Source organism: Streptomyces sp. NPDC002588 (assembly GCF_040295925.1).
Lineage (GTDB): Bacteria > Actinomycetota > Actinomycetes > Streptomycetales > Streptomycetaceae > Streptomyces.
Map to the genome: position 1 here is coordinate 125,346 of NZ_JBEOWF010000011.1, position 22,248 is coordinate 147,593.

Here is a 22,248-nt window from a genome sequence, read left to right on the forward strand (position 1 = left end):
GCGAGCGTCATCGGCGCGGGCTCCCGGGAGCGCGGCACCCGGTGCCAGCGAAGTATGTGAGGGCCACGGGCCGCCAACAACACCCCCGCTGTCCCGCGGATGCCGGGGCACCTCTGATTCAGAAATTCGGCTACGGTTGCCGTCATGGCCGGCCGTCCCCGCAACGCCGTGATCCTCACCGAGGACGAACGGGCCGCGTTGCTGCTCAGGACCCGCAGCCGCTCCTGCTCACAGGCGCGGGCCCTGCGTGCGCAGATCGTGCTGGCGTGCGCGGACGAGCCCACCAATACCGCCGTGGCCCAACGCCTCGGTATCTCGCGCGACATGGTCGGCAAGTGGCGCGCACGCTTCCTCGCCGAACGGCTGGACGGCCTGGACGAGCAACCCCGTCCCGGCCGGCCTCCCGCTGCCGACGACGACACCGTGGCGCACGTCCTCGGCCGCACACTCGCCCCGCCACCGGCTGGTGCGAGGCAGATCTGGTCGACCCGTTCCATGGCGGCCGAGACCGGCCTGAGCCAGAGCACGGTGAGCCGGATCTGGCGGACTCACCGCGTCCAGCCGGGGGCGCGCGCCACGGTCGGGCCGCGCCGGGCGTGGTCCCTGCCGGACCACGCCGAGGAGATGGTCGGTCTGTTCGTGGCCCCGCCGGTGTGCGTGCTCGCCGTGACAGCCCGGGCGGGCGGCGGCGGGGCCGTACGCACCTCTGCGGCGACCGCCACGGGCCGGCTGTTCGGCCAGGACGGGAAGGCATCCCACGTACTGGCGGTGGCCTGCGCCTTCGCAGCGCTGCGGGGCAAGCAGCACACGCAGGACGCGCCCTGGACGGACCACCCGGCTCTGCGCGCGTTCCTGGAGCAGGTGACGTCGGCAGCGGGTGCCGGGACATTCGTGCACCTGCTGGCGCACGGCGTACCGGCGGAGGCGTGCGGCACCCCCGAGCGGCCGGACACGGCCGGGCTGCCGCCCCCGCGCCTGCGCTGGCACCGCGCACCCACCCCGGCGACGTGGACCGACGAGACCCGGCGCCTCCTCGCCGCCGGCGCCCAGCTCCCTCGCGAGGCCGCACCCGACCTGCCCCGCCTGCGCGAGGCCCTGCTGACCTGGTCCACCACGTGGACGCCCTCCGCAGCTGCCTTCACCCGGATCGCCGCTCCGCGCCCGCCGTACGACATCCCGGCCATCTGCGGCCCTGACAACGACTCGAACGCCCCCGACGGGCGCGCGGCCGCCCACCCGGACGTCCCCACGACGCCCCGGATCACCTCCCCCGACGCTCCGCCCGGCGCTCCCATCACCACCGACCCCGTCGTAGGCCTGCTGCGCGAAGCCCTCCTCGCCGGTTCTCACCGGCCTGGCGACCGCGTCCGGGAGGCGCCGCTCGCGGTCCGCCTCGGCCTCTCACGCCGGGTCATCCGCGCGGGGCTGCGGGCGCTGGCCGAAGAGGGCATGCTCGACCTGCTCCCGGACGGCGCGACCGCCGTCCCCGCCGTCACGCCGAAGGACGTCCTCGATCTCTACGCCCTGCGCGCCGGCCTCGGTACGCTGCTCATCCGCCGCGTCGCCATGCTCGGCCGCGAGCACCTCGCTCCGGCCTCAGCGGCCCTGGCGGAGGTCCACGCCGCCGCCCGGGACGGCGATCACGCCCGCATGCGTGAAGTCGACCTGTGGTTCCAGGACGCCCTCGCCCGTACCGCGGACCTCCCGCAGGCGGCCCGCACCTTCGAACGCCTCACGGCCCGCCTGCGCATGTTCGTCACGGTTCTGGACATGGACTACAGCCAGGCCTGTGACACCATCGCCGACGAGGACACCGCCGTCTACGACGCGTTGTGCAACGCCGATGGAAACGAGGCGGCCCGCCTGTGGCGGGTCAAGATCGAACGCTGCGTCCGCTACATGATCGCCCGACTCCCCGAGGACGACGTCCCCTCGCACCACCTGTGGACCACCCTGGCGGGCAGACCCCGCCTGCGCCGGGAGGATCCGCGGGGCGCTCATGAAGGGACTCCTGGGATCTGGATGAGGGAAAACGGTCGGTAGTGGGGGGCCGGGGCCGGTCACCGGCGGGCGAAGCGGCGCGGTGATGGCGGCTGCCAGGCCGACGGCGCCGGCTCCCACAACGATGGTCCGCATGACAGACGTGCGTGTCCCGAAGAAGTGCACGCTTCACAGTCTTCGGGACTTTACGCCACGACGCCGATCACGAAGCGGGAGAACGTGAAGTTGGTTCAGGTCCGCCTCGGGCACTCGAAGCCGTCGATCACTCTCGACGAGTACCTCGGCTTCTGGCTGACCGAGGAGGACACGGCCGCGGCGGCTATCGAATCGGTTCCGGGAGAGCCGGAGCGGGTTTTTCAGCCGAGTGCGCGCGTTGTGCGCTCCGCCACCGGTACAGGGCTCCGGCACCCACGCTGACCAGCAGGAACAGCACGGTGAACCACTGGAAGTACCAGTGCCCGCCCGCCGGGTCGTACACCGCGGCCCGGGGCCAGGCCAGGTTGACCGTCATCAGCAGGCCGTAGAGCAGCGCGAGGGCGTTGACGGGGACGCCCCAGCGGCCCAGGGAGAACAGGGGGGCGCCGGTCTCGTCCGTGCCGGGCGACTCGGTGCCCGACGACTCCGTGCCCGACGAGGGGAAGCCGCCGCGCAGCCGGCGGACCAGGAGCGGGCCTGTGACCATCGCGTACGCCAGGTACAGCATCACGATGCAGGTGGTGCCGATGGCCAGGAAGGCGTCCGGTGAGGCGAAGTTGAGCAGCAGGAGGGCCGCCGCGAGGACGCCGACGACCAGGGCCGGGGCGCTCGGCATGCCGGTGCGGGGGTTCACGCGTGCGAGGCGGGCGGAGAACGGGAGCTGACCGTCGCGGGCCATGGAGAACAGCATCCGGCAGGCCGCCGTCTGGATGGCGAGCGTGGCCACCGCGATGGCGATCACGACGTCCGCGAGGAGCGCCTTGCCGACGCCGTCGCCGAGGCTGCTGGTGAGGACGTAGCTGAGCCCGTCGACGCCGAGATGCCCGTCGGTGAGGCTGGGCGCGGCGAGCAGTCCGCCGAGCACGATCAGCCCGCCGAGCAGACCGGCCGCGCCGAGCGCCGTGAGGATCGTGCGGGGCGCCGTGCGGCGGGGGTTGTGGGTCTCCTCGCTCATCTCGCCCGCGCTGTCGAAGCCGATCATCACGTAGGCGGCGGTGAACGAGCCCACCGCCAGCGCCCCGAACAGACCGGACTGGGCCGCGCCCGTGGTGTGGAAGGTGATGCCGGGCGTGCGCTCGGAGTGGGTGAGCAGCAGGACGACGATGAGGACGGCACCGATGATCTCGGCGGTCACCCCGACCCGGTTGATCACCGACATCACGCGGTTGTCGACGACGTTCACGAGGGTCGTGAGCACCAGCAGGATCACGCCGAGCAGTGCCGCGTTGGCCGCGCCGTCGGGGGAGACGGGCGAGGGGTCGGTGCCGACCAGCTGGAAGCCGGACCAGATCGCCGGGAGCACCATCTGCAGCGCCAGCGCGGCCGCCGCGACCACCACGATCTGCCCGATCACCATGATCCAGCCCGCGAACCAGCCGAACGAAGGCGTCGACAGCCGCGAGGACCACTGGTAGATCGCGCCCGAGATCGGATAGCGCGCGGCCAGTTCCGCGAAGCAGGCGGCCACCAGCAGCTGTCCGACCAGCACCACCGGCCAGGCCCAGAAGAAGACCGGGCCGCCGAAGGCGTACCCGAAGGCGAAGAACTGGAAGACGGTCGTCAGTACGGAGATGAAGGAGAACCCGGCGGCGAACGAGGCGTACCTGCCCAGGCTGCGGTGCAGTTCCTGGCGGTAGCCGAACTCGGCGAGGGAGCCGTCGTCGGAGGCGGCGGGGGAGTGCGGCGGGTCGGGACGTACGTCGGACGGAGAGGTGGTCGTCACGGCGGCACCTGCCTTGGGCGCGAATTCCTGTCGGGCGACAGAAATTAGGGACGGGCTGTTTCGGGAGCGTCACGCCGTCGTGTCCGGGGCGGGCCCAAGTCCTCACGCCTTCGCCGGCTTCACTCGATCGCGTTATATCGCATCCATTGACCGGGTCGGGAGGGACGCGATATGTTCGGACGCGGATATTCGGATGCGAGGTCGGTACGGGGAGGTGGTCGCCATGGCGAGGAAGCGCCGCAAGCTCGGCAACCCGCTGGCTCTGGCCGTGATGACGACGCTCTGGCAGAAGCCGATGCATCCGTACGAGATCGCCCAGACCCTGCGCAGTCAGGGGAAGGACACCAGCACCAAGACCAACTACGGCTCGCTCTACACGGTCGTGCAGAACCTCGAGAAGTACGGCTTCGTCGAGGTGACCGGTGTGGAGCGGCAGGGAAACCGTCCCGAGCGCACGGTCTACGGCCTCACCGAGGCCGGGCGCGAGGAGATGACCGAGTGGCTTGCCGACCTGATCGCCATACCGGCGAAGGAGTACCCCATCTTCGAGACGGCGCTCTCGCTGATGGCGGCGCTGCCGCCGGACGAGGTGGTGCGGCTGTTGGAGACCCGGCTGAGCTCGCTGGAGGTGCAGTTGGCGAGCGGCCGGGGCGGCCTCGAGAAGGTGTCCGAGACCGTGCCGAGGCTCTTTCTCGTCGAGGTCGAGTACCAACTGCACATGATCGAGGCACAGGTCGAGTGGGTCGGCGGTTTCCTCGAGGAGATCAGGAAGGGCTCGCTGCCCGGCGTCGAGCGGTGGCGCCTTTTCCATGAGACGGGGGAGCTGCCCGCAGAGTTCACCACATGAGAAAGACCCCGGCAGGACTGTTGCAGCAGGCCCGCCGGGGTCTCGAACCCCGAACTGAACCCGCCGTGAGGCAGCTCCAGGCGATCGAGGTGCGGCACACCCAGGATAGCCCGGTGCTCCTTCGGCGGATCAGCAGTCATTTCCGCTCACACAGGAGAGCAGCATCGTGATGAGTACGACCCGTGCGCCCGCGGTGGAGGCGCGTCAGCTGATCAAGACCTACCAGGGCGGCGTCACCGCCCTGGCCGGCCTGGACATCACCGTCGAGACCGGTACCGTCTTCGGACTCCTCGGCCCCAACGGCGCAGGCAAGTCCACCACCGTCAAGATCCTCACCACCCTGGCCCGCCCCGACTCCGGCTCGGCGACGGTCGCCGGGCACGACGTGCTGCGTCACCCGGACCGGGTCCGCCGCGCGATCGGCGTGGTCGCCCAGAACTCCGGCGCCGACCCGGTCGCCACCGGCCGCGAGAACCTCCGCCTGCAAGGCCGCCTCCACGGCATGAGGGGCGCCGAACTCGAGCACAGGGTCTCGGAGTTGCTCGACCGGTTCACCCTCACCGAGGCCGCCCGGCGGCCGGTCAAGGGCTACTCCGGCGGTATGCGGCGCCGGCTCGACGTGGCACTCGGCCTGGTGCACCGGCCGGAGGTGCTCTTCCTCGACGAGCCCACCACCGGCCTGGACCCCGAGGCCCGCACCGCGATGTGGGACGAGCTGGGCCGGCTGGCCGGTGAGGAGGGGCTCACCATCCTGCTCACCACGCACTACCTGGAGGAGGCCGACCGGCTCGCCGAGCGCGTCGCCATCGTCGACCGCGGCCGGATCGTCGTCACCGGCACCCCGGACTCCCTCAAGGGCGAACTCCGCGGCGACGCCGTGCACGTGGAACTGCGTTCGCCTCTCGGCGAGGCGGGCCGCACCCTGCTGGACGGCGCGCTCGGCGCGCTGCCGGGCGTCCATGAGGTGCTGTGCGACGGGCGCCGGGTGAGTGTCCGCACCGACGACGGGGCCGCCGCCCTGCCGGCCCTGCTGGGTGCGCTGGAGCGGGCCGGGGTCGCCGTCGCCACCGCGACCGTGGCCCGGCCCTCCCTCGACGACGTGTACCTGCGCTACGCGGGCCGCCGTTACGCCGAGGCGGACGCCGGGGCGGGTTCCGGAGCCGGTGCCGCCGAGGCCCCCGCCCTCGCCGGAGGCGGCCGATGAACACCGTCGTCACCCAGACCTGGTTCATGACGCAGCGTCAGCTCATGGTGTTCGCCCGGCAGCCCGCGTACGCCGTGATCACGCTGGTCCAACCGGTGATCTGGCTGTTCCTCTTCGGCGGCTCGTTCAAGAACGTCGTCGAACTCGGCGGTTTCGGGACGACCTCCTACCTGGACTACCTGGTGCCGGGCGTGGTCGTGATGAGCGCGCTGGGCGTCGGCATGTGGTCGGGCATGGGCACGCTGGAGGAGATCCAGCGCGGCACGCTGAACCGCTTCCTGACCACCCCGGCCAGCCGGGCCGCACTGATGAACGGCAATGTCGTGCACAACGGCATCGTCATCGCCCTGCAGTCGGGCGTCATCGTGCTGCTCGGTCTGCTGGGCGGCGCGGACTACCCGGGCGGTGTCACCGGTGTCGCGGTCCTCATCGCCGCCGCCGTCCTGCTGGGCACGGTGTTCGGGGCGCTGTCCAACGCGCTGGGCATGCTGGTGCGGGAGCGGGAGTCGATCATCGGCGTCAACACCTTCCTGCTGCTGCCGCTGACCTTCCTGTCCTCCGCCTTCATGGCTCCGGCCCGGATGCCCTCGTGGATACGGCACGTGGCGGACTTCAACCCGCTCGACTGGGCGATGGTCGCGGGCCGTTCGGCGCTCGGTGCCCACCCCGACCTGGGCGTGGTGCTCGGCCGCGGCGGGGCGCTGCTCGCGCTGGCGGCGGCCGCGGTGTGGCTGTCGATCCGGACGTTCCGGTCGTACCAGCGGTCGGTGTAGGCGTCGCGGCGGCCCCGGCGGTCCGCATCGACGGTCGGTGTGCCCCTCGGGGTCTCGCGAGTGCGGCCCGCGCCACGAGTGCGGGCCGCCTTCGCCGGACTCAGGCCGCCGGCGCCGAGCCCTCCTGCTCCGCCTCCACGCGTGCGTTCCACTCCCGCTTCGAGGCCTGCCAGCCGTCCTCGTTGTGGCCGAGCCGCCAGTAGCCGGAGATCGACAGGTCCTCGCGGGGGATCTCGAGCTCGACGCGGAGCAGTCGGCGCAGTTCCTTCACCGCGGCGGCTTCGCCGTGCACGAACGCGTGCGGGCGGCCCTCGGGGAACTCCAGCGCGCGGACGGCCTCGACGAGCATCTCGCCGACGGGCCGCTCCCCGCGGTGCAGCCAGGTGACCGCCACGTCGGAGTCGATCTTCTGCTCCTCCTCGGGGCCGCTGACCTCGATGAAGGCGTGCGCCAGGGTGCCGGAGGGCAGTGATTCCAGCGCGGTGGCTATCGCCGGCAGAGCGCTCTCGTCGCCGGCGAGGAGATGCCAGTCGGCCTCCTGGTCGGGGGCGTAGGCGCCGCCGGGGCCCATGAAGCGGACGGTCTCACCCGGTTGCACGCGCACCGCCCACGGCCCGGCGAGGCCCTCGGCGCCGTGGATGACGAAGTCCAGGGTCAGTTCGCGCTGTTCGGCGTCCCAGCCCCGCACGGTGTAGGTCCTGGTAACGGGCCACTGCTCGCGCGGGAACTCGGCACGGATCCGCTCCAGGTCGAAGGGCTCCGGGTAGGTCACGCCTTCGGGGCCGAAGAGGAGTTTCACGTAGTGGTCGGTGCAGGTGCCCGCCGTGAAGTCGGCCAGCCCGTCACCGCCGAGCACCACCCGCTGCATGTGCGGAGTCAGCCGTTCCGTACGGACGACCTGCGCGGAGTGGGGCTTACGGGGTTTCCGTGCCGGACGTTCTGCCATGGCGGCCTCCCATTTTGCTATGGTTAGGTTTACCTAAGTTAGCATCCCTGCCCCCGATGATGCTCCCCCTGTGAGAGGTTGAGCGACCTCTTTTGACGAGCATGACTTTCCGCCACCGCGAAAGTCATTCCGACAAGCGAAAACAATGCTTACGTGCTCAGTGTGAGCAACAGCCGCTGCAGCGATCCGCCCAGCCCCCAGCGCTCCGCCAGGGCCTCCAGTGTCGCTCCGTCGCGCGGCGCGTGGGGCAAAGTCGTGTCCATGTCCGGCAGCGGCACGTCGTCGGCGACCTTCACCACCTTCGGCGCGACGGCGACGTAGGGGCGCGCCTCGTCCAGCCGCCCCCGCTGGGACGGCGTGAGCTTCGCCTTCGGGTCGTCGACCGCCGCCATGATCCCGGCCAGATCGCCGAACTCGGCCAGCAGCTTGGCCGCGGTCTTCTCCCCGATGCCCGGCACGCCCGGCAGGCCGTCGCTGGGGTCGCCGCGCAGCAGTGCCAGATCGGCGTACCCGCGTCCGTCGACGCCGTACTTCTCGCGCAGCCAGCTCTCGTCGGTCATCTGCAGGGTGCCGACGCCCTTGAGCGGATAGAGCACCCGCACCCCGCGCGCGTCGTCCACCAACTGGTAGAGGTCGCGGTCGCCGGTGACGATGTCGACCGGGCCCTTCGCCCGCGCGGTGAACGTGCCGATCACGTCGTCCGCCTCGTAGCCCGCGACGCCCACCCGTGCGATGCCGAGCGCGTCCAGCACGGCCTCGATGACCGGCACCTGCGGCGAGAGGGTGTCCGGCACCTCCTCCTCGTCCGGTCCGGTCTCGTGCTCCTCGGCGACGCGGTGCGCCTTGTAGGAGGGGATCAGGTCGACCCGCCACTGCGGGCGCCAGTCGGCGTCCATACAGGCCACCAGTTCGTCCGGCCGGTGGTCCTTGACCAGCCGGTCGATGAAGTCCAGCAGCCCGCGCACGGCGTTCACCGGGGTGCCGTCCGGGGCCTTCACGGAGTCCGGGACGCCGAAATAGGCGCGGAAGTACAGCGAGGCGGTGTCGAGGAGCATCAGTCGTCCGGTCACGCCTCGCATCATGCCGCACAGGTCCCCGGGTGACCGGCGGGGGCCGACACCGCTCCCTCCCCGACCCCGATCGAGAAGGTACGCGTGTCATCCGGGCCAGGGCCCTTCGGCGTGCCGTCGCCACGGTAAGGATTCAGCCAACCACGCAGAGCCATGTCCTCACCCGAGCCGTTGTGGTGGGAAGCCCACGACGAGCGGGAACACTCACGGCCGCGCGCGCATTGAACTGAATAGGACTCGGAAACGGCGCGGACGGACTTCGGCCCGGCCCGTCCCCGGGCCGGCCGACTGGCGCGAACTGTCAGGTCGCGTGTGACGCCCGGTGTCCTCGATGTGACGGCCACATGAAACGGTTTGCCGAACATGCGTAGGGTGCAGAGAACTCATCAGAGAACTCGGCAGGGCATCAACGGTTCCGACGAGCGAAGGAGGGAGCCGGAGCGATGGGCGACCACAAAGAACAGCCCCTTCGGGTGGGCGCGGCCGTGCGGCGCCGCCGCCGGTCCCTCGATCTGACGCTCGCCGTCGTGGCCGAGCGCAGCGGCCTGTCGGTCCCGTTCCTGAGCCAGATCGAGAACGACCGCGCGCGGCCCAGCACCGGCTCCCTGGAGAAAGTCGCCGACGCCCTGCGCACCACGGCCGTCGAACTCCTCGCCGCCGCCGACCCGGCGTGCAGCGTGGACGTCGTACGGGCCGACGACAGCCAGGCGGCCGGCCCCGAGCCGCGCTCCCGCTCCCTGGTGCGCGGCCACCACCAGATGCACGCCACGGAGTTCACCGGCGGTCACGAGGCCGGCCGGGAAATCCAGTACCGCAACGACCAGTTGATGTTCGTCGCCGACGGCGCCGTGGAGATAGAGGCCGAGGGCCGCGCCTACCGCCTGGGCCGCGGCGACACCCTGTACCTCACCGGCGGGGTCCGCCACCGCTGGCGGGCGACCGTGCCGGACACCCGGGTGGTCGTCGTCGCCGTGGCGGAGCACATCGAGGCCGTGCGGAACCGGAAGCGGTAGGCGGGTCGCGGGGCACGGCCGCGCCGGCTGGACGAGGCGGAGGCGGGTGGCAGGCGCCGAAAGGCCGACGACCGCGTCACGGCCGTCGTACCGATCTGGCGCCGCCCCTGGATGGTCCTCGGCCGGGACACCTGCGCCGGGGACGTGCTGCCCGACGGCCTGCGAGCAGCTCTCCGCTGACCCGCCCGAGCAGGGCGGCCACGGGGTACGTCCCCATCAGGACATAAGGTTCCTTTATGAGCAGCCGTACGGGGCATGGCGCGGCACAGGGTGCGGGGCAGGGTTCCGGGCAGAAGGACGTCCGGACCGGCGCAGGTGGCACGCTGGCGCACCGGGTGCCGGATCTCGGAGCGCTCGAACTGCTGCTGGCGGTCGCTCGGCTCGGCAGCCTCGGCGCGGCGGCGCGCGAGCTGGGCATCACCCAGCCGGCCGCCAGCAGCCGGATCCGTTCCATGGAACGCCAGCTGGGGGTGGCGCTGGTGGACCGCTCGCCGCGCGGCTCCCGGCTCACGGACGCGGGCGCGCTGGTGACGGACTGGGCGCGGCGGATCGTGGAGGCGGCGGAGGCCTTCGACATCGGGGCCCAGGCACTCCGCGACCGCCGTGACTCCCGGCTCAGGGTGGCGGCGAGCATGACGATCGCCGAGTACCTGCTGCCGGGCTGGCTCCTCGCCCTGCGTGCCGAACGGCCGGACACCGCGGTGTCCCTCCTCGCGGGCAACTCGGCCGCCGTGGCGGAGCGGTTGCTCTCCGACGAGGCGGACCTCGGCTTCGTGGAGGGACTGACCGTCCCCACGGGTCTGGACTCCGTGGTCATAGCCCACGACCGGCTGATCGTCGTGACGGCCCCCGGCCACCCCTGGGCGCGCCGCAGGCGCCCCCTGGAGGCCTCGGAACTCGCCGCGACCCCCTTGATCCTCCGGGAGGAGGGCTCTGGCACCCGGCAGGTCCTCGACACGGCGTTGGGGGGCCTGGCCCGTCCGCTGATCGAGCTCTCGTCCACCACGGCCGTGAAGGCGGCCGCGGTCAGCGGGGCCGGTCCGGCGGTGCTGAGCGAACTGGCGGTGGGGGAGGAGCTGGCGATGCGGAGGCTGGTGAGCGTCCCGGTCGAAGGCGTGTCCCTGGCCCGCGACCTGCGCGCGGTCTGGCCCACGGGCCACCGTCCGACGGGCCCGGCGAGGGAGCTGCTGTCGCTGACCCGGGGGTGAGGGGCTTAGGTTCGAACCAGCGGCCCCGGAAGAACCGCTGGGCTGCTGCCGTCGGGCAGCATGGTCGATCAGGGGACCGGGGGACCGATGAGCAACACGACCGAGGCGGAGGACAGCAAGGGGGACATCCGTCTCGTCTGCAAGGACGTCGGCTGTGCGCCGGAGAGCGACACCAACGTGATCCACGTGAAGTCGCCCGCGTTTGGGACACCCCCGGGATGAGTTTCGTGCGGACGGACCCGACGGTCTGGTCGTCGGCCTGGAAATCCTTGGCGCGTGGACGCGTGCGTCCCCCACCATGAGGCGCATGCCGTCCTCCGCCCCGCCCGCCACAGGCGTCCGTACCCCCTGGGAAGATCTTCCGGGGGCCGTACGCGACGGCGTCGCGGACCTCCTCGGCGCCCCCGTCACCCACGCCGCCACCCAGCCCGGCGGCTTCTCCCCGGGCGTCGCCGCCCGCCTGCGCACCGCCGCGGGCCACCGGGCCTTCGTCAAGGCCGTCAGCGCCGAGACCAACCCGGACAGCCCGGGCCTGCACCGGGCCGAGGCCCGTAACGCCGCCGCGCTGCCCCCGGCCGTCCCCGCGCCCCGGCTCCTCGGTACCTACGACGACGGCACGTGGGTCGCCCTCGTCTTCGAGGACGTTCCCGGCCGTCAGCCGCATGTCCCTTGGCGGGAGCGGGAGTTGCGGCGGGTGCTGGACGCGGTGGCCGAACTGAGCCGCTCCCTCACCCCGGCCCCGATCGCCGCTCCGCCCGTGGCGGAGTCGCTCGCCGACGCCTTCGTCGGCTGGGAGCGTCTGAGGGCACCGGAGGCGGCAGAGCTCCGCGCCCGCCTGGATCCCTGGACCCGCGCCCACGTGACCGAGCTCGCCGGACTCGCCGCCGGCTGGGCCGAGGCCGCCGCCGGCGACACCCTCGCGCACGGCGACCTGCGCGCCGACAACATGCTGCTCACCGGCGACGACGGCGACGGCGTCGTGTTCGTCGACTGGCCGCACGCCCTGCTGGCCGCGCCCTGGTTCGACCTGCTCGTGATGCTGCCCTGCGTGCGCGCCCAGGGCGGCCCCGATCCCGAGGAGGCGTTCACGGCACATCCGCTGGGGCGGGAGGCCGACCCGCACGCCGTCACCGTAGCCCTGGCCGCGCTGACCGGCTACTTCGTGGAGCACGCGCTGCGCCCCGACCCGCCCGGCCTGCCCACCCTGCGCGCCTTCCAGCGGGCACAGGGAGAGGCGGGTCTCGCGTGGCTCAGGAGGCGGCTGAAGCGGCCGTAGCGGCCTCGACCAGCGCCCGCATCACGCGCAGGTCGTCGCCCATCTCCGGATGCCACTGCACACCCAGCACCCAGCCGTCGGCGGAATGCGGCTCCACGGCCTCCACCGTCCCGTCCTCCGCGTACGCGCTCGGGACCAGACCCGCGCCGAGGCGGTCGACGGCCTGATGGTGGTACGTCGGTACCGTGGCCTCCTCCGGCACGGCGGCGGCGTACCGCGTGCCGGGGACCGGCTTCACCGGGTGACGGCCGAAGACGCCGACCACCTCCGCGTGCCCGTCGATGTGCTGGGTCAGCGTCCCGCCGAGGGCCACGTTCAGCAGTTGCATGCCCCGGCAGATGCCCAGCAGCGGCAGCCCGGCCGAGAGTGCCGCGTCGATCAGGGCCAGCTCCCACGCGTCCCGCTCGCGGGCCGGCGGGCCGGTGCGGGGGTCGGGCTCCGCGCCGTAGCGGACGGGTTCGACGTCCGGGCCCCCCGCGACGACCAGCCCGTCGAGCCGGGCGACCGCCGCGGCCGCGTGCTCGGGCGCGTCCGGCGGGAGCATGGCGGCGAGGCCGCCCGCCCGCTGCACCAGCCGCGGATAGCCCACCGGCAGCAGTGCGGCCTCCAGCTCCCACACGCCCCAGCGCGCCCCGGCCTCCAGATAGGTGCTCACGCCGATCAGCGGCCGGCTGCCGTCCGTCATCTGCCCTCCCGCTCCCGCAAAGCAAGCTTCCGCAAAGCAAGCTCCCGCAATGGATCGTACGCATACCATTTCACGCGAGGAAGCCCCTGAGCAGGGCCGCCGTGCCCGCGCAGTGCTCCCTCATCATCTCCCGCGCGCCGTCCGCGTCCCCGTCGAGCACCGCCTCCACGAGCGCGGTGTGCTGCCGCTGGGAGTGCTCCAGGTTGCGCACCAGTAGCGGGATGCAGTCGAGCAGGTCGTTCACCGTAGCCCGCACCCCGGCGTACTGGGCGGTGAGGGACGGCGAGCCGCACAGTTCGGCGAGCGTGAGGTGCAGGAGGGTGTCCCGGCGGCGGTAGTCGGCGAGCGGCGCGTCCGCCGTCCGGGCCAGCGCCTCGCGCAGCCGGTCGGCCTGCTCGTCGTCGAGCCCGTGCGCGGCGCAAAGCCCGGCCGCACCGACCTCCAGGACCTCCCGGAACCGCAGGACGTCCTCGATGTCGACCTCGGTGATCCGGCGCCGCAACTCGTCCTCGCCGCCCGCGTCGAGCGCCGTACGGGGAAGGACAAACGTTCCGCCGTAGCGCCCCCGCCGGGATTCCACCAGACCCTGGTCCTGCAGCACCTTCAGCACCTCGCGCAGCGTCACCCGGCTGATCCCGAGCCGCTCCGCGAGCTCCCGCTCGGCCGGCAGCCGCTCGCCGCCGGGCACCAGACCCAGCCGTACGACCTGCAGGATCTGTTCCAGCGCCTCCTCGAAGCCGTTCCCCGCCCGCACCGGCCGCAGCACCGGCGTCAGCCGGTCGTCCATTCCGCCGTCCGCGTCCAGCGACATCTGGCCGTGCCCCCTTCCCAAGCAATGGTTCTCCGCAATACCTTATGGCTCCCGGCCCGGCCGCAGAAGCGCAGCGGCAGCGCGAAGAAGCCGAAGGAGCCCCACCGTGGCAGACCGCACACCCCCGCTCGCCGTCGAGGAACTGCACGCCCTCGTGGCGAGCGGTGAGATCGACACTGTCGTCCTGGCCTTCCCCGACATGCAAGGGCGCCTCCAGGGCAAGCGGTTCGCCGCACGCTTCTTCCTCGACGAAGTCCTCCGGCACGGCACCGAGGGCTGCAACTACCTCCTCGCCGTCGACACCGAGATGAACACCGTCGACGGCTACGCGATGTCCTCCTGGGACCGTGGCTACGGCGACTTCGCCATGCACCCCGACCTGTCCACCCTGCGCCGCGTCCCCTGGAACACCGGCACGGCGATGCTCGTCGCCGACCTCGCCTGGAACGACGGCTCGCCCGTGGTCGCCGCGCCCCGCCAGATCCTCCGCCGCCAGCTGGAGCGCCTCGCCGAGCACGGCTTCACCGCCCAGGTCGGCACCGAGCTGGAGTTCATCGTCTTCAAGGACACCTACGAGCAGGCCTGGGACGCCGACTACCGGGGGCTCACCCCCGCCAACCAGTACAACATCGACTACTCGGTCCTCGGGACGGGACGCATCGAGCCGCTGCTGCGCCGCATCCGCAACGAGATGGCGGCCGCCGGCCTCACCGTGGAGTCCGCCAAGGGCGAGTGCAACCCCGGCCAGCACGAGATCGCCTTCCGCTACGACGAGGCACTGGTCACCTGCGACCAGCACGCCATCTACAAGACCGGCGCCAAGGAGATCGCCGCCCAGGAGGGCGTCTCCCTCACCTTCATGGCGAAGTACAACGAGCGCGAGGGCAACTCCTGCCACATCCACCTCTCGCTCGCGGACGCCGCCGGAAACAACGCGATGGCCGGGCCCGACGGGATGTCCGAGGTCATGCGGTACTTCCTCGCCGGACAACTGGCGGCCCTGCGCGACTTCTCCCTCCTCTACGCCCCCAACATCAACTCCTACAAGCGGTTCCAGCCGGGCTCCTTCGCCCCGACCGCCGTCGCCTGGGGGCACGACAACCGCACCTGCGCGCTGCGGGTCGTGGGACACGGCCGCTCCCTGCGCTTCGAGAACCGGCTCCCGGGCGGTGACGTCAACCCGCACCTCGCGGTCGCGGGCCTGGTCGCGGCCGGCCTGTACGGCATCGAGCAGAAGCTCGAACTCCCCGAGGCCTGCCCCGGCAACGCCTACACCGCCGACTACGCGCACGTCCCCACCACCCTCCGCGAGGCCGCCGGGCTCTGGGCGGACAGTCCCATCGCCCTGGCCGCGTTCGGCGAGGAGGTCGTCGCGCACTACGCCAACATGGCCCGCGTCGAGCTGGAGGCCTTCGACGCCGCGGTCACCGACTGGGAGCTGCGCCGCTCCTTCGAACGTCTGTGAAAGGTCCTTCGTTGTCGTACGAGCATGAGCTGACCGTCCTCAATCCGGCGACGGAAGAGGTCGTCGCGACCGTTCCCGCCGCCACCGAGGCCGACGTGGACGCGGCCGTCGTACGTGCCGCGGGGGCGCAGCCCAAGTGGGCCGCGCTCCCGCCCGCCGACCGGGCCCGGCTGCTGCGCCGTTTCGCCGACGTCGTCGACACCCGTCTCGAAGAACTGGCCGGGCTCGAGGTCCGGGAGGCCGGCCACCTCCTCGGCAACGCCCGCTGGGAGGCCGGCAACGCCCGCGACCTGCTGCTGTACGCCGCGGGGGGTGTGGAACGGCTCCTCGGCAGCCAGATCCCCGTACCGGGCGGCTGGAACGTCACCTTCCACGAACCGCTCGGCGTGGTCGGAGTGATCGCCCCCTGGAACTTCCCCATGCCGATCGCCGCCTGGGGCTCCTTCCCGGCCCTCGCCGCCGGCAACGCGGTCGTCCTCAAACCGGCCGAGACCACCCCGCTCACCGCCCTGCGGCTGGCCGAACTCGCCCTGGATGCAGGGCTTCCCGAGGGTCTGTTCCAGGTCCTCCCCGGCCACGGCGCGGTCGCCGGACGTGCGCTCGTCGACCACCCGGGCGTCGCGAAGATCGTTTTCACCGGCTCCACCCGCACCGGCCGCGAGGTCATGGAGCGCTGCGCCCGGCAGGTCAAGCCCGTCACCCTGGAACTCGGCGGCAAGAGCCCCAACATCGTCTTCGCCGACGCCGACCTCAAGGCCGCCGTCGACCCGTTCTCCTTCCTCGACAACTCCGGACAGGACTGCTGCGCCCGCACCCGGATCCTGGTCCAGGAGAGCGTCTACGACGAGGTGGCCGAGCATCTCGCCCGGGAGCTGTCGGCCGTCGTGGTCGGGGACCCGGCCGACGAGGCCACCCACATGGGTCCGCTGATCTCCCGCCGGCAGGTGGACCGCGTACGGTCGTTCGTGCCGGACGACGCCCGGGCGCTGCGCGGCACCGCCCCCGAGGGCCCCGGATTCTGGTTCCCGCCGACCGTCCTCACGGGCGCCGCGCCCGACTCCGACGCGGCCCGCGAGGAGATCTTCGGACCCGTCGCCGTCCTGCTGCCCTTCACCGACGAGGCGGACGCCGTACGGCTCGCCAACGACACCCCCTACGGCCTCTCCGGCTCCGTCTGGACCCGTGACATCGGCCGCGCGCTGCGCGTCTCGCAGGCCGTGCGCGCCGGGAACCTGTCCGTGAACTCCCACTCCAGCGTTCGCTACTGGACCCCGTTCGGCGGCTACAAGCAGTCCGGCGTCGGCCGCGAGCTCGGCCCGGACGCCCTGGCCGCGTTCACCGAAACCAAGAACGTCTTCATCAGCACGGAGGGCCCCGCACAGTGACCGCATCGCCTGAAGAGATCATCTGCCGGCGGCTCGTCGGCCGTACGGCCGTCATCACCGGAGCCGGCAGCGGCATCGGCCTCGCCACCGCGCGCCGGCTCGCCTCCGAGGGCGCGCACGTCGTCTGCGGCGACGTCGACGAGGCCCGCGGCAAGGCGGCCGCCGAGGAGACCGGCGGGACCTTCGTGAAGGTCGACGTCACCGACCCGGAGCAGGTCGAGGCGCTGTTCAGGACGGCGTACGACACCTACGGCAGCGTCGACATCGCCTTCAACAACGCGGGCATCTCCCCGCCCGACGACGACTCCATCCTGGAGACCGGCCTCGAGGCCTGGAAGCGGGTCCAGGAGGTCAACCTGACCTCCGTCTACCTGTGCTGCAAGGCCGCGATTCCCTACATGCGGCGCCAGGGCAAGGGCTCCATCATCAACACGGCGTCGTTCGTGGCGCGGATGGGCGCCGCCACGTCCCAGATCTCGTACACGGCGTCCAAGGGCGGCGTGCTCGCCATGTCGCGCGAACTGGGCGTGCAGTTCGCGCGCGAGGGCATCCGCGTGAACGCCCTCTGCCCCGGCCCGGTCAACACCCCTCTCCTGCAGGAGCTGTTCGCCAAGGACCCGGAGCGCGCCGCGCGCCGCCTCGTCCACATCCCGGTGGGCCGGTTCGCCGAGGCCGAGGAGATCGCCGCCGCCGTCGCCTTCCTGGCCAGCGACGACTCCTCGTTCGTCAACGCCTCCGACTTCCTGGTCGACGGCGGGATCGCCGGGGCGTACGTCACGCCGCTGTAGGTCTCCGCCGTCCTCAGAGGAACGTTTGGCCCTCGCCGCGGTAGGTGGGCACGGTCGCCGTGACCGCGTCCCCCTCGACGAGGTGCAGCGTCTCGAACCGCTCGCACAGCTCACCGGCCTTCGCGTGCCGGAACCACACCTTGTCGCCGATCAGCAGATCGTCGGCGGGGGAGCCGATGAGCGGGGTCTGCACCTCGCCGGGGCCCTCCTGGGGGTCGTAGCGCAGCCCCTCCGGGAGGTACGGCACCGGGAGCCGGTCGGGTCCGGCGGCACCGGAGGCCGGGTAGCCGCCGCCGAGCACGGTCACCACACCGACCCCCGGCCGCCGTACCACGGGCTGGGCGAACAGCGCGGCCGGACGCCCGCTGAACGACGTGTAGTTGTCGAAGAGCCGCGGCACGTACAGCCCCGACCCGGCGGCGATCTCCGTGACCGCGTCCTCCGCGGCGGTGTGCTGGACGCTGCCGGTGCCGCCGCCGTTGACGAACTCCAGATCCGGTACGACGGCCCGCACCGCCCGCACCACGGCGGCGCGCCGCTCGGCCAGTTCACGCCGGGCCGTGGCCTGCATCAGCCGGATCGCGCGGGAGCGGAGGGGCCGCCCGGCGACGGCGTCACCGACACCGGCGATGTGCCCCTCGTACGCCATGATCCCCACCAGCTCGAACCCCGGCCGCCGGGCCACCGCCCGAGCCACCTCGGCGACCTGGGCGGGGGAGTGCAGCGGGGAACGCAGGGCGCCGACCCGGAGCCGGCCGCCGAGCAGCTTCAGCGAGGTGTCCAACTCCAGGCAGACCCGGACGACTTCGGTGCCGCCCGCGCGCGCCGCGTCGATGAGTTCCAGCTGGGCCACGTCGTCGACCATGACCGTGACGGCGGAGGCCAGCTTGGGGTCGGCGGCGAGCTCGGCGAAGGCGGACCGGTCGGCGGAGGGGTAGGCGAGCAGGATGTCGTCGAAACCGGAGCGGGCGAGCCACAGCGATTCGGCGAGGGTGAAGGACATGATCCCCGCGAAGCCGTCCTTCGCCAGGACGCGTTCGATCAGCGTCCGGCAGCGGATCGACTTGCTGGCCACGCGGATCGGCTTGCCGCCGGCCCGGCGGACGAGGTCGGCCGCGTTGGCGTCGAAGGCCTCCAGGTCGACGATCGCGAGAGGGGCGTCGAGGTGCTCGGTGGCCCGGTCGTAACGGGCCCGGTCGGCGGCGCGCGCAGTCATGAACGAAGCCTGCCAGACAGGATTACCGCAGGGTAGGGGGACGATCCGGGCAGATGCCCCGCGGGTCGCGGACTGGTTCCCGTTCGGTCGGCAACAAGCCGTAGAGTGACGCGCACGCACGGACGACGGCTCCGGCCGCGGGGACCCGCGCCGGGATGCCGGTCCGCCCGTGCGGGTATGCGTGCCCAGGGCGGACCACCGTGTCCGCACCGGGCCGCCGGGCAAGCGCACGTCGGCCCGCGTACGAGAACGACGGCCCGGGCACGAGGAAACGGGGGGTGCATGAGCACGGAAGCACGCCGCGCCTCGGTCCCCCCGCGCCCCGACGTGCCGCCCCGCCCCGGCGTCCCCCCGCGCCCGACCCGGCCGCCCGGGGAGCCCACGCCGGAGGAAACGGCCGGCGAGCCGCCCGAGGCGGGCACGGCCGAGGCGGGTACGGCCGAGCCCACCGGGACACCGGGCGGAGGGACATCGAGGGACGTGCCCGAGACCCCCGCGGACGCCCCGTCCGCCTCGACCCGCACCGCGTCGCCCACTCCGAGGACACCCCGGGGAGCCTCGCCCTGGGTCAGGCCGTACGCCCCCGTGCCCGGCGCCAGCGCCTCCCCACGCTCCGACACGGCACCCCCCGCACCGCGCTTTCCCCACCCCCCGGACGCCATGGCCCCGCCCCCGCCGCCCGCCTCGGCCCGCTTCCCGGACACCCCGCCACCGGCGGACAGGCAGGCGGAAACGGGTAGCACGGCCGCGGCGGACCGCCAGGCGGAAGCACGCCGTCCCGCCGGAACCGATCGTCCGGCGGGTGGCGACCGTTCGGCCGCCCGGCGTGACGAGCCGACCTCGCGAGGGGATGTCCCCTTCCCCGGCCGCACCGCATCCGGCGGTCCCCGCCCGGACCCGACGACCGACACCCCCCGCCCCACCCCGCCCGCCGGGCCGGCTCCCGCCCGCCCGCTCGGCTTCCGGCCGGTGCGTCCCGAAAGGTTCCGCGCCACGGGGACGACCGGTGGGCGTACCGGTGGCCCGACGGCGCCGCGCCCCGCCGAGAGCGGTGGCCCCCGGGACACGGGCGCCACCGGCGCGACGTCCTCGCGGAGCGCCGGACCCGGCAGCCCGGGCGGCGTCCGTTCCGACGGCCCGCGGGCGGAGGGTTCGGCGATTCCCCGCCCCACGGCCCCCGCCGGCCCGCGTCCCGCCGCCGAGTCCGCCGACGAGAGCGCCTGGAGCCCACTGCCCCGCAGCTGGGTTCCCGCCCCGGGCCGGGCCGCCCAGAAGGACCCGGACCAGGGTTCGGCGCCCGCTTCCGGGCAGCGCCCCGCCGCGCCACCGCTCCCCGTCGACCCGGACGCGCAGCCGGCCTGGAGCCCCGCCTCCCCCGTCCGCCACCCCGACTTCGCCGCCCGGTCCGCGGACCCGGACACCACGGTCCGGCCCCCCACCGCACCCCCGCCGCGGCCGAGGACAGCCCCCGCCGCACCCCCGCCCCGGCCCACGGCCGCTCCCGGCGCGGGCTCGTCCGGTGGGGTCTCGCCCGACCCTGCTCTCTCCTGGAGCGCTCCCATGAGCCCCGGCGGTGCCTCCGGTGCCACCCGGCCCGTCGTCACCTTCGCCCGGCCCGAAGGGTTCGGGGACGAGCCCCGGCGGCTGGGCCGGCGGACGCGCACCGTCGCGGCCGCCGCCTGCCTCGTGCTCGGCCTCGGGCTGATCGGCGGTGCCGTCACCGGGAGTTGGCTCATAGGGGACGCGCAGGGCGGAAGCGAGCGGGGCGCGTACACCGCGGCCGGCGGGCTGTGGCACAACGTTCCCGTCGACGACCTGTTCCCCGTGACCATCGCGGGCCAGGGCGCCGGACCCGGCGGAGCCGACCGGATCTGGACCCGGGTCGCCGTCGCCCCGGACAGCGGCTGCGCCGACGCCTTCGACCCGCTGCTGAGCCGGGCCCTCGCCCCCGTCGGCTGCCAGCGGCTCCTGCGCGCCACCTACACCGACGCCACCCAGAGCTACGTCACCACCGTCGGCCTGCTCTTCACCACCGCCGACGCCAACGCCATGCGCTCCCTGGAGACCCGCTTCGACAAGGAGGGCCTGGCGAAGCGCACCGACCTCATGCCGCGGCCCTACGCCGCGAAGGGCACCGTCGCCGCCGCCTTCGGCGACAAGCAGCGCGCCTCGTGGACGATCTCGGTCCTCACCGACGCCCCGGTCGTCGTCTACTCCGTCTCCGGCTGGGCCGACGGCCGTACCGTCGACGCCCCCCAGTCCGCGCAGGAGGCCACCGCGTCCGGCGCCACCACGGCCCCCGCCCAGGCCGGCCTGGGCAACGAGGCCCAGGGCCTCGCCGACCGTGTGGAGCGCGCCCTGCGCAAAATCGCCGTCACGCCGCCCTCGGAGCAGCCCGGATGATCCGCCGCCCCACAACCCGTCGGACCCGTCGGACCGGTCGCCGCGCCGGGCTCCTCTGCTGCCTCCTCGCCGGCTCCGTCGCCCTGCTGCCCGCCGCCCCCGCCCACGCCGACGGCATCCGCGCCCAGCAGTGGGCCCTGGACGCCCTGCACGCCCAGGAGGTCTGGCAGACCACCAAGGGCAAGGGCATCACCGTCGCCGTCCTGGACACCGGCGTGGAGGCCGACCACCCCGACCTCGTCGGGAACGTCCTCAAAGGCAAGGACATGGTCGGCTTCGGCGCGGTCGAGGGCCAGAACGCCTGGGCCGTGCACGGCACCGCCATGGCCGGCATCATCGCCGGTCACGGCCACGGGTACGACAACGGCGACGGCGTCACGGGCATCGCCCCGGAGGTGAAGATCCTGCCGGTCCGGGTGATCCTCGAGGACGGCGACCCGCAGCGCACCAAGGCCCGCAACACCCGCGGCAACGCCCTCGCCGAGGGCATCCGCTGGGCCGCCGACCACGACGCCGACGTCATCAACCTGTCCCTCGGCGACGACTCGGCCTCCGCCCACCCCGAGCCCGCCGAGGACGAGGCCATCCAGTACGCGCTGAAGAAGGGCGTCGTGGTCGTCGCCTCCGCGGGCAACGGCGGCAAGACGGGCGACCACATCTCCTACCCGGCCGCCTACCCCGGGGTGATCGCCGCGACCGCCGTCGACCGCGAGGGCGCCCGGGCGGACTTCTCCACCCGCCGCTGGTACGCCACGGTCAGCGCCCCGGGCAAAGACGTCGTCATCGCCGAACCGGACCTCAAGTACTACAAGGGTTGGGGGACCAGCGCCGCCTCGGCGTTCGTCTCGGGAACCGTCGCCCTCATCGAGGCGGCCCACCCGGGTCTCACCCCGGCCCAGATCAAGAAGCTCCTCGAGGACACCGCGAGCAACCCTCCCGTGGGCGGGCGCGACGACTCCCGGGGCTTCGGCTTCATCGACCCGGCCGCCGCGATCAAGGCCGCCGCCCGCCTCAAGCCCGAGGGCCTCGAGTCCCTGGCCTACGGCAAGAAGTACTTCGGCTCGGGCCCCGAACCGGCCCCGTCCGAGGACGACACCTCCAGCTGGGTGGCCCCCCTCGCGGGCGGCGCCGGGGTGGTGCTCCTGATGGGCGCGGTCGTCCTGTGGCGCGGCCGCCGCGAGCCGGACACCGACGACGAGGCCTACTAGTGCCCCTTGGCGAGGACCCGTCGCGGCACCT

At 73.0% G+C, this 22,248-nt stretch carries 19 protein-coding genes and 1 pseudogene; 14 read left to right on the top strand and 6 right to left on the bottom strand.

Annotated elements, in window-relative coordinates; all coding sequences use genetic code 11:
- The first annotated feature begins 144 nt into the window (after positions 1-144).
- Complete coding sequence (locus ABT057_RS15025) at positions 145-2,043, top strand: helix-turn-helix domain-containing protein (protein ID WP_352343315.1); 1,899 nt, start codon at positions 145-147, stop codon at positions 2,041-2,043.
- A 277-nt stretch (positions 2,044-2,320) separates the two neighbouring features.
- Here the strand turns inward: ABT057_RS15025 and ABT057_RS15030 are convergent, their stop codons facing one another.
- Positions 2,321-3,919: an amino acid permease gene (locus ABT057_RS15030; RefSeq protein ID WP_352343316.1), complete on the bottom strand. Its 1,599-nt coding sequence runs from the start codon at positions 3,917-3,919 to the stop codon at positions 2,321-2,323.
- Positions 3,920-4,142: 223 nt separating this feature from the next.
- Here ABT057_RS15030 and ABT057_RS15035 point away from each other — a divergent pair, with 223 nt between their 5' ends.
- The 3 genes from ABT057_RS15035 (at position 4,143) to ABT057_RS15045 (ending at position 6,743) form a co-directional block, all read left to right on the top strand.
- Complete coding sequence (locus tag ABT057_RS15035) at positions 4,143-4,766, top strand: PadR family transcriptional regulator (RefSeq protein ID WP_352343317.1); 624 nt, start codon at positions 4,143-4,145, stop codon at positions 4,764-4,766.
- A 169-nt stretch (positions 4,767-4,935) separates the two neighbouring features.
- Entirely contained in the window at positions 4,936-5,970 is a 1,035-nt protein-coding gene (locus ABT057_RS15040) for an ABC transporter ATP-binding protein (protein ID WP_352343318.1), read from the top strand.
- Positions 5,967-6,743 carry an ABC transporter permease gene (locus ABT057_RS15045; RefSeq protein WP_352343320.1) on the top strand — a complete coding sequence of 259 codons (777 nt, stop codon included), beginning with the start codon at positions 5,967-5,969 and terminating at the stop codon, positions 6,741-6,743. Before ABT057_RS15040 ends, ABT057_RS15045 begins: the two co-directional genes overlap by 4 nt.
- 100 nt (positions 6,744-6,843) lie before the next feature.
- On the opposite strand, the gene ABT057_RS15050 is transcribed toward ABT057_RS15045, so the two are convergent.
- Positions 6,844-7,689 (bottom strand): siderophore-interacting protein, encoded by an 846-nt coding sequence (locus ABT057_RS15050; protein WP_352343322.1) that lies wholly within the window; start codon positions 7,687-7,689, stop codon positions 6,844-6,846.
- 149 nt (positions 7,690-7,838) lie between these two features.
- Positions 7,839-8,768 carry a 5'-3' exonuclease gene (locus tag ABT057_RS15055; protein ID WP_352343442.1) on the bottom strand — a complete coding sequence of 310 codons (930 nt, stop codon included), beginning with the start codon at positions 8,766-8,768 and terminating at the stop codon, positions 7,839-7,841.
- A 434-nt stretch (positions 8,769-9,202) separates the two neighbouring features.
- Between ABT057_RS15055 and ABT057_RS15060 the strand changes: the two genes are divergently transcribed.
- The 5 genes and pseudogenes from ABT057_RS15060 (at position 9,203) to ABT057_RS15080 (ending at position 12,256) form a co-directional block, all read left to right on the top strand.
- A complete protein-coding gene (locus ABT057_RS15060) occupies positions 9,203-9,772 on the top strand; it encodes a helix-turn-helix domain-containing protein (protein WP_352343323.1) in 570 nt (189 codons plus the stop codon).
- A 3-nt stretch (positions 9,773-9,775) separates the two neighbouring features.
- A pseudogene (locus ABT057_RS15065) lies at positions 9,776-9,922 on the top strand (helical backbone metal receptor); the annotation flags it as partial.
- An 86-nt stretch (positions 9,923-10,008) separates the two neighbouring features.
- Positions 10,009-10,980: a LysR family transcriptional regulator gene (locus ABT057_RS15070; RefSeq protein ID WP_352343324.1), complete on the top strand. Its 972-nt coding sequence runs from the start codon at positions 10,009-10,011 to the stop codon at positions 10,978-10,980.
- Between the two features lie 87 nt (positions 10,981-11,067).
- Positions 11,068-11,202 carry a hypothetical protein gene (locus ABT057_RS15075; RefSeq protein WP_352343325.1) on the top strand — a complete coding sequence of 45 codons (135 nt, stop codon included), beginning with the start codon at positions 11,068-11,070 and terminating at the stop codon, positions 11,200-11,202.
- Positions 11,203-11,287: 85 nt separating this feature from the next.
- Positions 11,288-12,256, top strand: a complete 969-nt coding sequence (locus ABT057_RS15080) for a phosphotransferase (protein WP_352343326.1) — start codon at positions 11,288-11,290, stop codon at positions 12,254-12,256.
- On the opposite strand, the gene ABT057_RS15085 is transcribed toward ABT057_RS15080, so the two are convergent.
- Complete coding sequence (locus tag ABT057_RS15085) at positions 12,231-12,941, bottom strand: gamma-glutamyl-gamma-aminobutyrate hydrolase family protein (RefSeq protein ID WP_352343328.1); 711 nt, start codon at positions 12,939-12,941, stop codon at positions 12,231-12,233. The genes ABT057_RS15080 and ABT057_RS15085 overlap by 26 nt on opposite strands.
- A gap of 70 nt (positions 12,942-13,011) precedes the next feature.
- Complete coding sequence (locus tag ABT057_RS15090) at positions 13,012-13,752, bottom strand: FadR/GntR family transcriptional regulator (RefSeq protein WP_352343330.1); 741 nt, start codon at positions 13,750-13,752, stop codon at positions 13,012-13,014.
- Between the two features lie 106 nt (positions 13,753-13,858).
- On the opposite strand from ABT057_RS15090, the gene ABT057_RS15095 reads away from it, so the two are divergent.
- The 3 genes from ABT057_RS15095 to ABT057_RS15105 are packed head-to-tail and all read left to right on the top strand — an operon-like array spanning position 13,859 to position 17,390.
- Positions 13,859-15,217 carry a glutamine synthetase family protein gene (locus ABT057_RS15095; protein ID WP_352343332.1) on the top strand — a complete coding sequence of 453 codons (1,359 nt, stop codon included), beginning with the start codon at positions 13,859-13,861 and terminating at the stop codon, positions 15,215-15,217.
- Between the two features lie 11 nt (positions 15,218-15,228).
- Complete coding sequence (locus tag ABT057_RS15100; protein WP_352343334.1) at positions 15,229-16,602, top strand: aldehyde dehydrogenase family protein; 1,374 nt, start codon at positions 15,229-15,231, stop codon at positions 16,600-16,602.
- The gene (locus tag ABT057_RS15105; RefSeq protein ID WP_352343336.1) at positions 16,599-17,390 is read left to right on the top strand and encodes a 3-oxoacyl-ACP reductase; all 792 of its coding nucleotides are present in this window, start codon (positions 16,599-16,601) and stop codon (positions 17,388-17,390) included. The genes ABT057_RS15100 and ABT057_RS15105 overlap by 4 nt, the downstream gene beginning before the upstream one ends.
- Before the next feature lie 13 nt (positions 17,391-17,403).
- On the opposite strand, the gene ABT057_RS15110 is transcribed toward ABT057_RS15105, so the two are convergent.
- Positions 17,404-18,606, bottom strand: coding sequence for an amino acid deaminase/aldolase (locus tag ABT057_RS15110; RefSeq protein WP_352343337.1), 1,203 nt, complete (start codon positions 18,604-18,606; stop codon positions 17,404-17,406).
- A gap of 282 nt (positions 18,607-18,888) precedes the next feature.
- On the opposite strand from ABT057_RS15110, the gene ABT057_RS15115 reads away from it, so the two are divergent.
- Complete coding sequence (locus ABT057_RS15115; protein WP_352343338.1) at positions 18,889-21,009, top strand: hypothetical protein; 2,121 nt, start codon at positions 18,889-18,891, stop codon at positions 21,007-21,009.
- Complete coding sequence (gene mycP, locus ABT057_RS15120; RefSeq protein ID WP_352343340.1) at positions 21,006-22,217, top strand: type VII secretion-associated serine protease mycosin; 1,212 nt, start codon at positions 21,006-21,008, stop codon at positions 22,215-22,217. The genes ABT057_RS15115 and mycP overlap by 4 nt, the downstream gene beginning before the upstream one ends.
- The last annotated feature ends 31 nt before the right edge of the window (positions 22,218-22,248 follow it).

Coding starts and splice junctions, on each gene's coding strand:
- ABT057_RS15025 (WP_352343315.1), top strand. CDS start 145: ATGGCCGGCCGTCCCCGCAACGCCGTGATCCTCACCGAGGACGAACGG.
- ABT057_RS15035 (WP_352343317.1), top strand. CDS start 4,143: ATGGCGAGGAAGCGCCGCAAGCTCGGCAACCCGCTGGCTCTGGCCGTG.
- ABT057_RS15040 (WP_352343318.1), top strand. CDS start 4,936: ATGAGTACGACCCGTGCGCCCGCGGTGGAGGCGCGTCAGCTGATCAAG.
- ABT057_RS15045 (WP_352343320.1), top strand. CDS start 5,967: ATGAACACCGTCGTCACCCAGACCTGGTTCATGACGCAGCGTCAGCTC.
- ABT057_RS15050 (WP_352343322.1), bottom strand. CDS start 7,689: ATGGCAGAACGTCCGGCACGGAAACCCCGTAAGCCCCACTCCGCGCAG.
- ABT057_RS15055 (WP_352343442.1), bottom strand. CDS start 8,768: ATGCGAGGCGTGACCGGACGACTGATGCTCCTCGACACCGCCTCGCTG.
- ABT057_RS15060 (WP_352343323.1), top strand. CDS start 9,203: ATGGGCGACCACAAAGAACAGCCCCTTCGGGTGGGCGCGGCCGTGCGG.
- ABT057_RS15070 (WP_352343324.1), top strand. CDS start 10,009: ATGAGCAGCCGTACGGGGCATGGCGCGGCACAGGGTGCGGGGCAGGGT.
- ABT057_RS15075 (WP_352343325.1), top strand. CDS start 11,068: ATGAGCAACACGACCGAGGCGGAGGACAGCAAGGGGGACATCCGTCTC.
- ABT057_RS15080 (WP_352343326.1), top strand. CDS start 11,288: ATGCCGTCCTCCGCCCCGCCCGCCACAGGCGTCCGTACCCCCTGGGAA.
- ABT057_RS15085 (WP_352343328.1), bottom strand. CDS start 12,941: ATGACGGACGGCAGCCGGCCGCTGATCGGCGTGAGCACCTATCTGGAG.
- ABT057_RS15090 (WP_352343330.1), bottom strand. CDS start 13,752: ATGTCGCTGGACGCGGACGGCGGAATGGACGACCGGCTGACGCCGGTG.
- ABT057_RS15110 (WP_352343337.1), bottom strand. CDS start 18,606: ATGACTGCGCGCGCCGCCGACCGGGCCCGTTACGACCGGGCCACCGAG.
- ABT057_RS15115 (WP_352343338.1), top strand. CDS start 18,889: ATGAGCACGGAAGCACGCCGCGCCTCGGTCCCCCCGCGCCCCGACGTG.
- mycP (WP_352343340.1), top strand. CDS start 21,006: ATGATCCGCCGCCCCACAACCCGTCGGACCCGTCGGACCGGTCGCCGC.